The organism is Kaistella pullorum (assembly GCF_014837035.1).
In the GTDB taxonomy this organism is placed as follows: domain Bacteria; phylum Bacteroidota; class Bacteroidia; order Flavobacteriales; family Weeksellaceae; genus Kaistella; species Kaistella rhinocerotis.
Genome location: NZ_JACSPS010000002.1, coordinates 47,308 through 59,952, shown reverse-complemented (window position 1 = coordinate 59,952; position 12,645 = coordinate 47,308). Strand labels below are relative to the sequence as shown.

Here is a 12,645-nt window from a genome sequence, read left to right as displayed (position 1 = left end):
AATGTCGTATCTCTTATTAGCATTCCTTCTATTGCCTCTGGTAGGTTCAGCAGTAGTGTTCGCGTGGAAGAACCCCGCAAGTAAATTTTTGGCGCTGGGATTTGCATTTGCACAGATGTTTCTTACTCTGTTTATGCTGTCGGAGCTTGATTTTAAACCAACCGTTGATGGCGTATTGCAGTATGAAATCAATTATCCGTGGTCACAGTTCATCCGCAGCAACCTGCATTTCGGTATAGACGGCATGAGCATGCTGATGCTTTTGCTTACCAATGTGCTGACGCCACTGATCATACTGTCATCATTCAACGAAAAACCCGGCTACAGAAACACTTTCTATGGTTTAATTTTACTGATGCAATTCGGACTTGTAGGAATTTTCACTGCACTGGATGGGCTACTGTTCTATATTTTCTGGGAAATTACATTAATTCCTATCTGGCTTATTGCCGGAATCTGGGGCCAGGAAAATAAAAAGATCCAGTTCACTACAAGATTTTTCGTCTATACGTTTGTAGGGTCGCTGTTTATGCTGGTTGGTTTGATCTATGTGTATTCAAATTCGGCTTCATTCGCACTTACAGATCTGTACAATGCACAGCTTAACGCTTCTGAACAGACTGTGGTATTTTGGTTTATCTTCTTTGCATTTGCAGTAAAGTTTCCGATATTTCCATTCCATTCCTGGCAGGCAGATACCTATACCTATTCGCCAACACAAGGAACAATGCTGCTTTCCGGTATCATGCTGAAAATGGCGGTTTACGGACTTTTACGATATCTCTTACCTATCACACCGGATCCTATTCTCGGTATATCAGGACAAATAGTACTGGTTCTCGCAATCGTAGGTATCGTTCACGGTGCACTGATCGCTATCGTACAGAATGATTCGAAACGCATTTTGGCGTATTCCTCACTTTCTCACGTTGGTTTAATGGTGGCCGGTATCATTGCTTCCGCAATCCTAACTATGAAAGGTGTAGTTTCAACGCAAGGTGGCGAAGGTGCATTAATTCAGTCTCTTGCACACGGTATCAATATTGTCGGGTTGTTCTACTGCGCTGATATTCTTTATAAAAGGTTCAAAACGCGTGACATCCGTCAAATGGGCGGTTTAGCGAAAGTGGCTCCCAAGTTTGCCATCGTGTTCATGATCCTGGTTCTCGGATCTGTCGGACTTCCTTTAACCAATGGTTTCGTTGGCGAATTTATCCTGATCAAATCTGTTTTTGATTATAATATTTTAGCCGCTGTAGTTGCCGGACTTACCCTTATATTCTCCGCCGTTTATATGTTCAGATTTTATGGCAAAGCAATGTTTGGCGAAGGCGACGAGCGGGTTTTAGCCTCTGCAGAAGATCTGTCGGGTGTAGAATTTTCGGTGCTTGCAACCTTGGCGGGCTTCGTGATCCTGTTCGGAGTTTTTCCGCAGCCGATAATCGAAATGGTAAGCAGCTCGGTGAGATTCATCTATGCCGCAATGCTGAACTAATTATTTAAGACTAAAAAAAACGAGTTTAAAATCTCAAATACAACTAAATGAGCGTTTTAATTATCATATTTATTACCGCAATCGCAGCCTTATTTTCGGGTGTGTTCGATTATGGCAAATTTTCGCGGTACATCAGTATTTTCGGGCTTCTGATCGCCCTTTATGTAAGCTTTTTGCCCGAGCCTGAATTCTTCAGCAAATACAGCGCGATGTATGAGTTTGGCGCCAATGCTGCCCTTTTCACGCGCATCTCGATTGTGGTGACACTATTGTTGTTCTTCATCGCGGGATTCGCATTCAGTAATCACCGCAGCCACCAGTCTGAGCTCTATGCGCTGATGCTTTTTTCGCTGAGCGGGGGTATCGTACTGTTTGGTTTCCAAAACCTGGTAACGCTGTTTTTGGGTATAGAGATTCTGTCGATTCCGCTATACGTCCTTGCGGGTAGCAGCAAAACCAATCTGCGCTCGAATGAGGCATCGGCAAAATATTTCCTGATGGGTGCTTTCGCTACAGGTTTTCTTCTTTTCGGGATTGCATTGGTTTACGGCAGTACCGGAAGCTTCGATCTTTACCAGATTCACGAATTTTCAGCTAAAAATCCGAAAGACTTTATGTTCGCGGCCGGAGCGGTACTGATGCTTTGTGCCCTCGCATTTAAAGTTTCATTAGCACCTTTCCATATGTGGAGCCCGGACGTGTATCAGGGATCGCCATCTTTGATTACGGCATTCATGATGTCTGTGGTAAAGATTTCAGCATTTTTCGCACTATTCAAAATGATGTCAATAGGTTTCAGCGGTATCACCGCAAGTTGGATTAACATCCTCGGAACACTGATCATCATTACATTGTTCCTCGCGAACGTGATGGGACTTGCACAAAGCAATGCGAAAAGGATGCTGGCTTACTCTTCTGTTTCCCACGTAGGTTATTTGGCTTTGATTTTCTTTGGACTAAACAACCTTTCTGCGTACAATCTGGCATTTTATCTATTTGCTTATTCATTGGCAACTGTGGGAGTGATGATGTGTCTGATTTGGGTTGAAAAACTGAAGCGTGAAACGTCTTATGAAGCTTTCAAAGGCTTGGCACAGTCTGAGCCGATTTTAGCTGTTGCTGCGGCAATTGGTATGCTGTCTATGGCGGGAATTCCGCTTACAGCAGGTTTTATGGGGAAATTCGCGATCTTCGCGCAGGCCATTAAGTCTACTCCATTCCTCGTTCTTGTGGCGATTTTAGGTTCCGCAATTTCAATTGCCTATTACCTAAGACTCATCATGGTGATGTTTTTCCCGAAAGAAAGCACATTCAACACTTCTGAACGCGTACCGCTAACCTATAATATTGTCGCCGTTTTCGTGATTGTCGCGATGATTGCTTTCGGAATTTTCCCGGACCTTTTTGCCCGTCAGTTCGGTTTATAATTAAATACAAATCTTAAAATATTGCGTAGCCGTCGGTTGCGCATTTTTTTTGCCTGATGGGAGAATATCATTTTGCAAAAATTTTCAGCGCGTGCAGACTTTCGTAACTTAGAACATTCATGCTCCTGTGCGTGATCACTCCTCATGAACAAAACAATTCTTACGGTTGCGCTGACATTATTTGGACTTATCACTTTATTTGTAAGCAGTTCCGTTCTGTTCGACTGGTTTGGGATTCGGCAGAAAGAAGGCAATTTCGTAACTGCTGTAGTTTGGGCAAACTGGCTGTGCGGTTTTCTGTATTTAATTTCGGCTTACTTTATATTTAAAGGTAATTTGGCCGCAAAGAACACACTTTCAGTCGCATTGGGCTTCATTCTTCTTGGCTATGTTTATCTGTTCATCCACATACAATCCGGAGTTCTTTACGAGATCAAAACCTTCATGGCACTCGCCTTCAGATTAATTTTAACAGGAATTTTCCTTTTAACCACCATAAAAATTTTAAGAAAATGAAAAAAGCGATACTCGCTACTGCGCTTGCAATAGCGTTTGTAATCTCCTGCGAAAAACAACATGATAATTTGGAAACACACGATCATGCCGCTGCGCAGACAGAGCACGATTCGTCCGGCAGTCGCGCTACTGAAAAATCTGATGATCATGCGGACAATTCAGTTGCACTGGAACTTGACAACGGTAAAAAATGGCGAATCAACGCGGAAATGACGCCTTTCATTAATGAACAAAAACGTTTACTGGACGCGTTTGATTCTGACACGCGCGACGCTAAAAAGTTGGCCGCAGATCTTCAAGCCGCGAATGAGCAACTGATTAAAAGTTGCACCATGAAGGGCAAATCTCACGATGTGCTGCACGTTTGGCTTACAAATCATATGAATCTGATAAGCCGTTTAGGCAAATCAACTAGGGCGGAAGAAACTGAAAAAATAGCAGATGAACTCGAAGATTCATTCAAAAGTTTCCATCGGTATTTCGAATAAAAGTAAATGTAAAGGTTCAGCTAGCGATGCTGGACCTTTTTTTTTAATAGTTTTCTAACTGAATATCAACCGCATATTCGATGCAAACGACTACAAACGACAATAATTATTTCAATACCGATTAATTTTTCAGAACGGAGCAACCTTTGCGACAGAGTTTCGGATATGAACAGTGAGATCCGGAACTAATGTTAAATCTTTTAAATTTTAAAGCTATGTCACTCAGAAACAAAATTACCTTAATCGGTAGAACAGGAAAAGATGTCGAAATCGTGAATTTCGAGAACGGAAAGATCGCTAAAGTAAGTCTCGCAACGTCTGATCATTACACGAACAGCCTGGGCGAAAAAGTAGAGGAAACCCAATGGCACAATTTGGTAGTGCCCGGAAAACTGGCAGACATTATGGAAAAATATGTCGACAAAGGCAAAGAGATCGCAGTGGAAGGGAAAGTACAGTATAAAAGCTGGGATGATAAGTCCGGCGCAAAGCACTACATGACGGAAATCCGCGTAGAAGAACTTGTACTGCTCGGCAAATAACACTGAAATCCATACAATTTTATTCACTTTCGTTGCACCGTTCCTTCAAAGCGAGCGGTGCAATGAAACCAAAACACAATGTCATGAAAGTAAAGATCCTGAAAATCCGCCTTTCGGAAGAGTTTATCCATGCTGATCAGAGCGTTCTCGACCGATTTCTGCAGCAGAACAACGTCCTAAAATATGAATCTGCTTTCGTTCGCGATGACGAAGCTTACTGGTCTGTGATCCTCTACTATGAAGAAACGAAGATGAGCGTGAATGAAGCAAAAACCGAAAAATATGCAGCGACGAAAAACGAAGAACTGAATCCTGATGAAATAAAAATCCTGGAATCCCTGAAACTATGGCGCAGCGAGAAAGCGAAAAACCAGAATCTTCCCGTTTACTTCATCGCGACCAATAATGAACTGCTGTCTATCGCAAAGTTTAAACCTGCAAAAAAAGAGGAACTGTGCAGTATCAAAGGATTCGGCAAGCACAAGATCGAAAATTACGGCGCTGAGATTATTGACCTGTTGGAGGAAGTTTAGAGTTTTTCGCTGACATCGAAGCAGTTTTAAAACTGGCACCAAAAACGTCGGCATAAATGTTTATTTTTGCATATTGATTGTGCAGGATAGCTGCAGGAATTCTAACTACCATTCTACAATATTTAATGAAGCCAAGTTTAGCCAAAGGTACACGAGATTTTACCGCTCAGGAAGTGATCAACCGCCGTTCAATAATTAATGTCCTTCAAAATAATTTTGAACTTTTTGGTTTTCAGCCTTTGGAGACACCAAGTTTTGAAAATCTATCCACGTTGACAGGGAAATATGGAGAAGAAGGTGACAGATTGATTTTTAAAATTTTAAACTCTGGCGATTATGCATCAAAAGCTAACGAAGCAGATTGGAATGATAAAAACTCACAGAAATTAATTGCCCAGATTTCGGAAAAAGCCTTGCGTTATGACCTCACGGTTCCTTTTGCACGGTACGTGGCGATGAACCACGGGCAGCTTACGTTTCCGTTTAAACGGTATCAAATTCAACCCGTCTGGCGTGCAGACCGTCCACAAAAAGGACGCTTCCGCGAATTTTACCAGTGTGACGCAGATGTTGTGGGCAGTGAGAGTCTTTGGCAGGAGGTAGAATTGGTTCAGCTATATTTGAAATCATTCAGCCAGCTTGGAATTCCGGTCACGATTCATCTGAATAACCGAAAAATACTCTCAGGTTTAGCCGAATATGCAGGTATAACAGAGCAACTGATTGATTTTACTGTAGGACTGGATAAATTGGACAAGATCGGAAGAGATGGTGTAATTAAAGAACTTCTTGAAAAAAACATTGCGCAGGAATCTATAAACAAACTTGATTTCCTTTTTGCTCAAAGCCCAAATGCGTTAGACAACTTAAATGAGCTGAAAGAAAAATTTGTAGGCAACGAAATTGGTACAGCTGGCGTGAGCGAGCTCGAATTTGTACTAACAAGTTGTCTGAACCTCGGCATTTCAGCGGAAAATCTGAAGTTCGACATTACGCTCGCGCGTGGACTCGATTATTATACCGGCGCTATTTTCGAAGTGAAGGCAAACGGCGTCGCAATGGGATCCATCGGTGGCGGCGGACGTTATGATAATCTCACCGAAGTTTTTGGTGTTAAAGATATACCGGGAATCGGTATATCTTTCGGATTGGACCGAATTTATCTCGTTATGGAAGAGCTCGGTTTATTTCAGGAAACTAATGCTTCTGCTGTGCAGTACCTATTCGCAAACTACGGCGAAACCGAATCACTGGAAGCGATGAAAGTCATCGGTAAACTTCGTGAGCAGGGAATCGCCGCGGAACTATATCCTGAACCTGCCAAACTTAAAAAACAGTTTACTTACGCAGAGAAGAAAGGAATTCCGAATATTGTTTTCTTTGGGACGCAGGAAATTGAAGAGGGACAAATTACTGTTAAAAACCTCGAAAATGGCGAACAGGAGACGATGAATATTGAATCTTTTATCGGGGTGAACTAATCTTCGTGTCCACAAAGCGTTTTACCCAGCGACTGTGCCTTTTTTAAGGTAACTTTTACTACTTCGTGCCGGCAGTTCGATAAACCGCGGCAATTTTTGGTCAGATGATATTTCTTGCCACCGGCGCTATCACATAGATAAACACTTGCTTGATAATAGTTAGCACCCGTATTTAAACCAAAAACCAAAATCAGCAAATAAAGAAGTTTCATCCAAATTGTTTAGCTGCCGAATTTAAACAAAACATTCCATCAAAATAAATCGGCGTAGGTGTTGAATTTAAATGGTTCAAAATTCCGGATTTTCAGACTGAAAATCTTATCTTTACGTAGTTCAGCACCTAAAAACACATAAACAAAGTCTGTAGCTGATCGTTTTTCACCTTCTAAATCCCCAATTATGGCCTATATGCTTTTACCTGCACTTCTCGCCGTGGTTTTCGCGGCATACCTGGCATACCTGTTTTTGTGGAAAAAAGATTCGGCAACGCTGAAGTCGGTTTTGTATCCAGGTTTGTTTTTCGTTGCCGTTTGGGCGCTACTCTATTATTTCGTTCTTAAATAAAAAAAGCACGGCGTCTAAACATCTTCAAAATCCAATTGAAATCAGCAAGCCATGGAAAATTATCTCGATATCAACAGAAATTCATGGAATGCGAGGGTTGAACCGCATCTTAAATCTGATTTTTATTTCGTGGACGAGTTCTTATCGGGCCGTACGTCACTGAACAGTATCGAGCTCGGACTTTTGGGTGATGTAAAAGGAAAAAAGATCCTGCATCTGCAGTGTCATTTTGGGCAGGACTCTATCTCGCTGTCGCGGATGGGCGCGACTGTCACCGGCATTGATTTTTCTGAAAAAGCAATCGAAGCTGCAAAAGATCTGGCCGAAAAATGTGGTACAAATACCCGCTTTCTGGTGGCAGATCTGTACCAACTTCCTGAATTGCTTACTGGTAAATTCGACATTGTTTATACGAGTTATGGTACAATTGGTTGGCTGCCAGACCTCGGCAGATGGGCAAAAGTGATCTCGCATTTCCTCTCACCCGGCGGAAAATTTATTTTTGTTGAATTTCATCCGTTTGTGTGGATTTTTGATGACGATTTTACGCATATCAAATATAATTACTTCAACGAGAAACCCATTGTAGAAACCGCTGCGGGGACTTACGCTGAAAAAACAGCGCCGCTCGTGCTTGATTACGTGACTTGGAATCATCCGACCTCTGCAGTGCTCACCAGCCTGATCAACGCAAATCTGGAAATACAGCAATTTAACGAGTATGATTGGTCGCCCTACGCCTGTTTCCATCATAATGAAGAATTCGAAAAAGGAAAATATCGCATTCCACAGTATGGAAATAAAATTCCCCATGTCTACTCGCTCACAGCCGTAAAAAAAGAGAGCTGACCGTCTTCTACGGTTTTAGCAGCGGCTTATAAGCACAAAGTACAGCTCAGCGCACCTCAAAAATTATGTCAAAAGCACTTGCAACTTCAGGCAAATAATTTGTATCATTGCAGTTCTAAAAATCTCAGGATCTTATTCTGCGTTTTGAATTGGGGGATTAGCTCATCTGGCTAGAGCGTTAGACTGGCAGTCTAAAGGTGGTCGGTTCGATCCCGATATCCTCCACAAACCATCCGCTTGCGGGTGGTTTTTTATTTTTAAATTAGCCTAACGCTAAAAGTATATTTTTTAAAAACTTAATATCATGAGTGATACCCAAATCTGTCCGAAATGCCAATCCGAATTTACCTATGAACAGGATGAGCTGATGGTTTGTTCGCAATGTTTTTACGAATGGAATCCGGCCGAAAACGATACAGCCGAAACGATTCTGGACATGAACGGTAACGAACTGCAAAACGGTGATTCTGTGATCGTGATGAAGGACCTTCCGGTAAAAGGCGCACCAAAACCGGTAAAAGCGGGTACAAAAGTGAAAAACATCAGGCTCCGTCCGCACAGTGATCATAATATTGACTGCAAAATAGACGGTTTCGGGGCGATGGCTCTTAAGTCTGAATTTGTGAAGAAAGCATAAAAAAACGCCGCGAACCCGGGAAGGCTAACGGCGCATACAAAAATAGGAAAAAGGAAAAATTTGGACAGGGTTCCGTTTCAAAAAACTCGATTGTCAAAGAGAATCTGACTAATCTTCGTCTCAGAGGCAGAAAGAGAATTAACCAAAGATTTCCTTATGCAGGAAAGTAAAGTTACGAAAAATTTTATACATTCCCAATTATTACCGTTTGAAATTTGTACGGCGAGTTCCTTAATTTTTTTTCCTGGAAACCTTAATTTGCCCCTCCAAGAGATCATCAGAATACATCAGGAGCTGGCCGTCTGCCAGTTTCAGTTTGTTCCAGAAATAACTTCCGGCAAAGCGACTTTCCAAAACTTCCGCTTTAGTACCATCCGCGTCAAAGCGGAGCTCATGAGGATAACAGAATTTTTTTTGCGCCTTTAGCAAGGTCATTTGATGTTCTGTCAGAACATTCAGCTCACCAAAAAGCCGCGCAACATATTCGTTGTAGGGATTTTTAAATGTCTCCTCGGGAGAATCGTTTTGTATCAGTCTTCCATCCTTCAATACTACGATCCGGTCCAGCCATGGCATGATCTCAAGAATCTCATGTGTAGAAATAATGAGGGAAATATCCATCTTGCGGACATAACTGAAAAGCTTTTCACGCAGTTCCAGTTTACGTGGGTAATCGAGATTACTGAACGGCTCATCGAGCAACAGCAGTTTTGGGATCACCGAAAGTGCGCGCGCAATGGCGACACGCTGCTGCTGGCCGCCGCTCAGAAACTTAGGCAGTGTATTAGCAAATCCGGAAAGACCTACCACATCGAGCAGTTCTGAGACGCGTTCCCGCTTTTCCTGAAGATTAATGTTCGATATAAATTTACCGACGTTTTCAGCCACGGTGGCGTATGGCATCAGATCGTAGTTTTGAGCGACGAGTTTCATCCCAGCTTCACCCGGAACTATATTCTTTTTAGGCCCGAAAACCGCTTTTCCATCGAAAATGATGTCACCTTCATGCCAATCTATCAAACCATAAATTATACTCAGAAGTGTAGATTTGCCGCAGCCACTTTCACCGGCGAGAGCCATGATGCGCCCGGGCTCCAAAGCGAGATTAAAATTCTGGAACAGCGGCCTGTCCGGAGAATATGAAAAAGAAAGGTGGCGGATTTCTAGCAGCATCTTGCAAACATATTATTTTTGAACCTAAATATAATTTAATTATTTTAGCGAAAACAATTAAATTCCAGCTTTTTATGAATAAAATATCAGGTTTTATGGCAGCTACCGCTTTGCTCTCCGCACTTTCGGCCGTTTCGTGCGCGAAAGACAAACCGGCTACAAGTGAAACTTCAGCCGTTACAACTTCCAAAGACGGCGCTGTTTACCAGATTGATACGGCCAACAGCCGTGTGGAATGGAAAGGTTTTAAGATCGTAAAATCTGAGAATGCAAGCCATTTTGGAACCATCAAATTCCAAAGCGGCGAAATCACAATGCACGAAGGAAAGCTTGAAAGCGGAAAATTTACGGCGGACATGACTTCAATGACGTCCACAGACCTAAAAGATGATTCGGAACAAAACGCCAAACTCATTGGTCACTTAAAAAGCCCTGATTTTTTCGACACCGAAAAGTTCCCGACAGCTACGTTCGAAATCACATCGGTCAATGCGAAGCCTGAAGGTGATTATAACACGGAAATCAACGGAAATCTTAATATAAAAGGCATATCTAAACCTATCACGCTCAATGCAAATGTTTCTGAGAGCGAAGGCATCGTGACGATCGCAACGGAGCCAAAAGACATCGACCGAGAGGATTTTGGTGTGAAATTCCAGATGCCGGTAGCAAACGGACTCATCAAAAATGAAATGAACCTCCAGATCCTGATCAAAGCCAGCGCAGCGAAGTAATTACATTTTAGATATAAATTTGAAAACCGATTCATTTTGAACCGGTTTTCTTTTTTTAAAGTGTCGACACCACTTGTTTGTGGTGTTTATTTCTGATCAGCCAGAGCCCGATAAAAGTAAGTAAACCATTGATAATAATCAGTTCAACACCTATGCGGTATGCGGTATTTTCGGTTACTAGGTAGTTGAGCAAATAAGTGAGTACCGGCGCCAAAAGTGTAATGACAATGATCGCGTATTTGCGGGTGATCTGAAATTTCGTCAGGATTCCGAAGGCAAATAACCCGAGCAGTGGACCATAGGTGTAGCCCGCAACTTCCATGATCAGGTAAACAATCGATTTGTCATTGATGGCTTTAAAGATCATAATCAGAATGAAGAAAATTGTCGTAAAGATCAGGTGGATTTTCATACGAAGCCTTTTCTTTTGCTTTTCAGTCTTGGTTTGGTCCTCGTTCATATTCAGCAAATCCACGCAATATGAGCTTGTCACTGCGGTAAGCGCGCCATCCGCGGACGGAAACAGCGCCGAGATAAGACCGATGATGAAAATCACGGCAATGAAAAGCGGAAAATAACCCTGCAGCGAAAGCGCCGGGAACAGGTCATCACCCATCACGTTGGTCACATTTCCGGCCGCATCTTTAAAGCCAAAAACATTCGTGATGCTTTCAGTTCCATTTACAACACTTACTATCTGCGAATAAACCGCGCCGTTCTCCATTGCGAAAAGGTAAAGCAACCCACCCAGGAAAAGGAATGCAAGATTCACGACCAACAGCGTTGCCGCGAACGTGAGCATATTTTTTTTGGAATTTTTCAGGTTATCGACCGAAATGTTTTTCTGCATCATTTCCTGGTCCAGACCGGTCATCGCGATGGTGATGAACATGCCGCCCAGCACAGTTTTGAGGAAGAAAGTCTTCGAGTTCACATCTAAATTGATCAGATGCGTGTAGTCTTTTGCAGCAAGAGTAGAATAAGCTTCGCCGGCTGACAGATTCAGATTTGAAAGGATAAAACCGATGCAAACCACCAAACTCAATATCATGAACGAAGTCTGCAAAGTATCTGTAATCACGATGGTTTTTACGCCACCTTCAAAAGTATAAAGCAAAACCATTAGCAGGATAATAGCGGAGGTAAGCCAAAACGGTACTCCCAAATCTGCCAAAAGAAAGATCTGCAGCACGTTCACCACCAGATAAAGTCGCGCTGTAGCACCAATTGACCTTGAAATAATAAAAAACAGAGAACCGATTTTATGTGCTTCCACATTAAACCTTCTGCCAAGATAGGTGTAAATCGAGGTCAGGTTCATCCGGTAATACAGTGGCAAAAGCACCGCGGCAACAATGAAATAGCCCAGGAAAAACCCAATCACCATCATGTAATACTCGAAACCGCCAAAAGGATAGTCACCCGCCGTCATCTTGCCGACAGTACCCGGCACGGAGATAAAAGTGACGCCACTGAGGCTGGTACCGATCATCCCGAACGCTACGAGCCACCATTTACTTTTTTTATTACCAATGAAAAAAGACTGGTTATCGGCGTTGCGGCTGGTGAAATAAGAGATTACAAGAAGCCCAATGAAGTAGGCGAATACGAATAAAAGTAAGACCGTTGCTGGGTTCATTTTTATAAAAAATTTTGGTGCAGCAAATATAGTTTTTTGTGCGTATTGCAACACGTTTCGCCATTACAAACCACCGTATTCTGTTTTTTTTGGCGCCTGTTCCGGCTTTCACTACTCGCTTTGAGCGGCAAAAAAGTCTTTTTTTTGCCGCGCAAGAGCTTAGACATGCCGTTCAATCCGGGGCGCAGGGAAACCTATAACTACAAAAAAACCTTTCCATCTCGGAAAGGTTTCAGTCTGGCACTTATGGCTATTTAGGCTAAAACATCCTGAATATCCGCATTCTTCTCAAAAGTAGCTTTCGCGTAAGTGCAGAGCGGAATCACTTTCTTTCCGTTTTCCCGCGCGAATTTGGCTCCGGCAAAAACAAGCTGTTTGGCCAAACCTTTTCCGCCGAATTCTTCGCTGACCTCGGTGTGATCAATAATCATGGTGTCCTGATCGGCGCCCGTGTACGTCATGCTGCCGGCTTTTTTACCGTCATAGTAAATATCAAACGAGCCTTTTGAACCGTTTTTTTCATGTTTTATTTCTGTCATATATTAAATTTTTTTTGTTTTAAATTTT

Annotated in this window: 15 protein-coding genes and 1 tRNA gene; 12 read left to right on the top strand and 4 right to left on the bottom strand. The window is 42.5% G+C overall.

Annotated features, from left to right (window positions below; genetic code table 11):
- Position 1: 1 nt before the first annotated feature.
- The 7 genes from H9628_RS04720 (at position 2) to hisS (ending at position 6,482) form a co-directional block, all read left to right on the top strand.
- Positions 2–1,495 carry a complex I subunit 4 family protein gene (locus H9628_RS04720; protein WP_251832977.1) on the top strand — a complete coding sequence of 498 codons (1,494 nt, stop codon included), beginning with the start codon at positions 2–4 and terminating at the stop codon, positions 1,493–1,495.
- Between the two features lie 47 nt (positions 1,496–1,542).
- The gene (locus H9628_RS04715; RefSeq protein WP_251832976.1) at positions 1,543–2,922 is read left to right on the top strand and encodes an NADH-quinone oxidoreductase subunit N; all 1,380 of its coding nucleotides are present in this window, start codon (positions 1,543–1,545) and stop codon (positions 2,920–2,922) included.
- A gap of 144 nt (positions 2,923–3,066) precedes the next feature.
- A complete protein-coding gene (locus H9628_RS04710; RefSeq protein ID WP_251832975.1) occupies positions 3,067–3,438 on the top strand; it encodes a hypothetical protein in 372 nt (123 codons plus the stop codon).
- Positions 3,435–3,926: a hypothetical protein gene (locus H9628_RS04705; protein WP_251832974.1), complete on the top strand. Its 492-nt coding sequence runs from the start codon at positions 3,435–3,437 to the stop codon at positions 3,924–3,926. Before H9628_RS04710 ends, H9628_RS04705 begins: the two co-directional genes overlap by 4 nt.
- A 215-nt stretch (positions 3,927–4,141) precedes the next feature.
- Positions 4,142–4,468 carry a single-stranded DNA-binding protein gene (locus H9628_RS04700; protein ID WP_251832973.1) on the top strand — a complete coding sequence of 109 codons (327 nt, stop codon included), beginning with the start codon at positions 4,142–4,144 and terminating at the stop codon, positions 4,466–4,468.
- A gap of 83 nt (positions 4,469–4,551) precedes the next feature.
- Positions 4,552–5,001, top strand: coding sequence for an HRDC domain-containing protein (locus tag H9628_RS04695; RefSeq protein ID WP_251832972.1), 450 nt, complete (start codon positions 4,552–4,554; stop codon positions 4,999–5,001).
- A gap of 125 nt (positions 5,002–5,126) precedes the next feature.
- Complete coding sequence (gene hisS / locus H9628_RS04690; RefSeq protein ID WP_251832971.1) at positions 5,127–6,482, top strand: histidine--tRNA ligase; 1,356 nt, start codon at positions 5,127–5,129, stop codon at positions 6,480–6,482.
- On the opposite strand, the gene H9628_RS04685 is transcribed toward hisS, so the two are convergent.
- Positions 6,479–6,694: a hypothetical protein gene (locus tag H9628_RS04685; RefSeq protein ID WP_251832970.1), complete on the bottom strand. Its 216-nt coding sequence runs from the start codon at positions 6,692–6,694 to the stop codon at positions 6,479–6,481. The two genes, hisS and H9628_RS04685, sit on opposite strands and share 4 nt — an antisense overlap.
- A 187-nt stretch (positions 6,695–6,881) precedes the next feature.
- Here H9628_RS04685 and H9628_RS04680 point away from each other — a divergent pair, with 187 nt between their 5' ends.
- The 4 genes from H9628_RS04680 (at position 6,882) to H9628_RS04665 (ending at position 8,532) form a co-directional block, all read left to right on the top strand.
- Positions 6,882–7,046 carry a hypothetical protein gene (locus H9628_RS04680; RefSeq protein ID WP_251832969.1) on the top strand — a complete coding sequence of 55 codons (165 nt, stop codon included), beginning with the start codon at positions 6,882–6,884 and terminating at the stop codon, positions 7,044–7,046.
- Between the two features lie 51 nt (positions 7,047–7,097).
- On the top strand, positions 7,098–7,895 hold the full coding sequence (locus H9628_RS04675) for a class I SAM-dependent methyltransferase (protein ID WP_251832968.1): 798 nt from the start codon (positions 7,098–7,100) through the stop codon (positions 7,893–7,895).
- A 151-nt stretch (positions 7,896–8,046) separates the two neighbouring features.
- A tRNA-Ala gene (locus H9628_RS04670) sits at positions 8,047–8,120 on the top strand.
- A 79-nt stretch (positions 8,121–8,199) separates the two neighbouring features.
- Positions 8,200–8,532 (top strand): zinc ribbon domain-containing protein YjdM, encoded by a 333-nt coding sequence (locus H9628_RS04665; protein ID WP_251832967.1) that lies wholly within the window; start codon positions 8,200–8,202, stop codon positions 8,530–8,532.
- A 231-nt stretch (positions 8,533–8,763) separates the two neighbouring features.
- Here the strand turns inward: H9628_RS04665 and H9628_RS04660 are convergent, their stop codons facing one another.
- Entirely contained in the window at positions 8,764–9,705 is a 942-nt protein-coding gene (locus tag H9628_RS04660; protein ID WP_251832966.1) for a sulfate/molybdate ABC transporter ATP-binding protein, read from the bottom strand.
- A 74-nt stretch (positions 9,706–9,779) separates the two neighbouring features.
- Here H9628_RS04660 and H9628_RS04655 point away from each other — a divergent pair, with 74 nt between their 5' ends.
- The gene (locus tag H9628_RS04655; RefSeq protein WP_251832965.1) at positions 9,780–10,439 is read left to right on the top strand and encodes a YceI family protein; all 660 of its coding nucleotides are present in this window, start codon (positions 9,780–9,782) and stop codon (positions 10,437–10,439) included.
- 55 nt (positions 10,440–10,494) lie between these two features.
- On the opposite strand, the gene H9628_RS04650 is transcribed toward H9628_RS04655, so the two are convergent.
- Together H9628_RS04650 and H9628_RS04645 are read right to left on the bottom strand one after the other, a co-directional pair.
- Positions 10,495–12,078, bottom strand: coding sequence for a sodium:solute symporter (locus H9628_RS04650; RefSeq protein WP_251832964.1), 1,584 nt, complete (start codon positions 12,076–12,078; stop codon positions 10,495–10,497).
- Positions 12,079–12,332: 254 nt separating this feature from the next.
- Positions 12,333–12,617, bottom strand: a complete 285-nt coding sequence (locus H9628_RS04645; RefSeq protein WP_251832963.1) for a GNAT family N-acetyltransferase — start codon at positions 12,615–12,617, stop codon at positions 12,333–12,335.
- Positions 12,618–12,645: the final 28 nt, after the last annotated feature.

What these genes read in the sequence shown, in the direction of transcription:
- H9628_RS04680 (WP_251832969.1), top strand. Translation starts at nt 6,882, where the DNA reads ATGGCCTATATGCTTTTACCTGCACTTCTCGCCGTGGTTTTCGCGGCA.
- H9628_RS04660 (WP_251832966.1), bottom strand. Translation starts at nt 9,705, where the DNA reads ATGCTGCTAGAAATCCGCCACCTTTCTTTTTCATATTCTCCGGACAGG.
- H9628_RS04685 (WP_251832970.1), bottom strand. Translation starts at nt 6,694, where the DNA reads ATGAAACTTCTTTATTTGCTGATTTTGGTTTTTGGTTTAAATACGGGT.
- H9628_RS04650 (WP_251832964.1), bottom strand. Translation starts at nt 12,078, where the DNA reads ATGAACCCAGCAACGGTCTTACTTTTATTCGTATTCGCCTACTTCATT.
- H9628_RS04675 (WP_251832968.1), top strand. Translation starts at nt 7,098, where the DNA reads ATGGAAAATTATCTCGATATCAACAGAAATTCATGGAATGCGAGGGTT.
- H9628_RS04645 (WP_251832963.1), bottom strand. Translation starts at nt 12,617, where the DNA reads ATGACAGAAATAAAACATGAAAAAAACGGTTCAAAAGGCTCGTTTGAT.
- hisS (WP_251832971.1), top strand. Translation starts at nt 5,127, where the DNA reads ATGAAGCCAAGTTTAGCCAAAGGTACACGAGATTTTACCGCTCAGGAA.
- H9628_RS04700 (WP_251832973.1), top strand. Translation starts at nt 4,142, where the DNA reads ATGTCACTCAGAAACAAAATTACCTTAATCGGTAGAACAGGAAAAGAT.
- H9628_RS04655 (WP_251832965.1), top strand. Translation starts at nt 9,780, where the DNA reads ATGAATAAAATATCAGGTTTTATGGCAGCTACCGCTTTGCTCTCCGCA.
- H9628_RS04720 (WP_251832977.1), top strand. Translation starts at nt 2, where the DNA reads ATGTCGTATCTCTTATTAGCATTCCTTCTATTGCCTCTGGTAGGTTCA.
- H9628_RS04705 (WP_251832974.1), top strand. Translation starts at nt 3,435, where the DNA reads ATGAAAAAAGCGATACTCGCTACTGCGCTTGCAATAGCGTTTGTAATC.
- H9628_RS04715 (WP_251832976.1), top strand. Translation starts at nt 1,543, where the DNA reads ATGAGCGTTTTAATTATCATATTTATTACCGCAATCGCAGCCTTATTT.
- H9628_RS04665 (WP_251832967.1), top strand. Translation starts at nt 8,200, where the DNA reads ATGAGTGATACCCAAATCTGTCCGAAATGCCAATCCGAATTTACCTAT.
- H9628_RS04710 (WP_251832975.1), top strand. Translation starts at nt 3,067, where the DNA reads ATGAACAAAACAATTCTTACGGTTGCGCTGACATTATTTGGACTTATC.
- H9628_RS04695 (WP_251832972.1), top strand. Translation starts at nt 4,552, where the DNA reads ATGAAAGTAAAGATCCTGAAAATCCGCCTTTCGGAAGAGTTTATCCAT.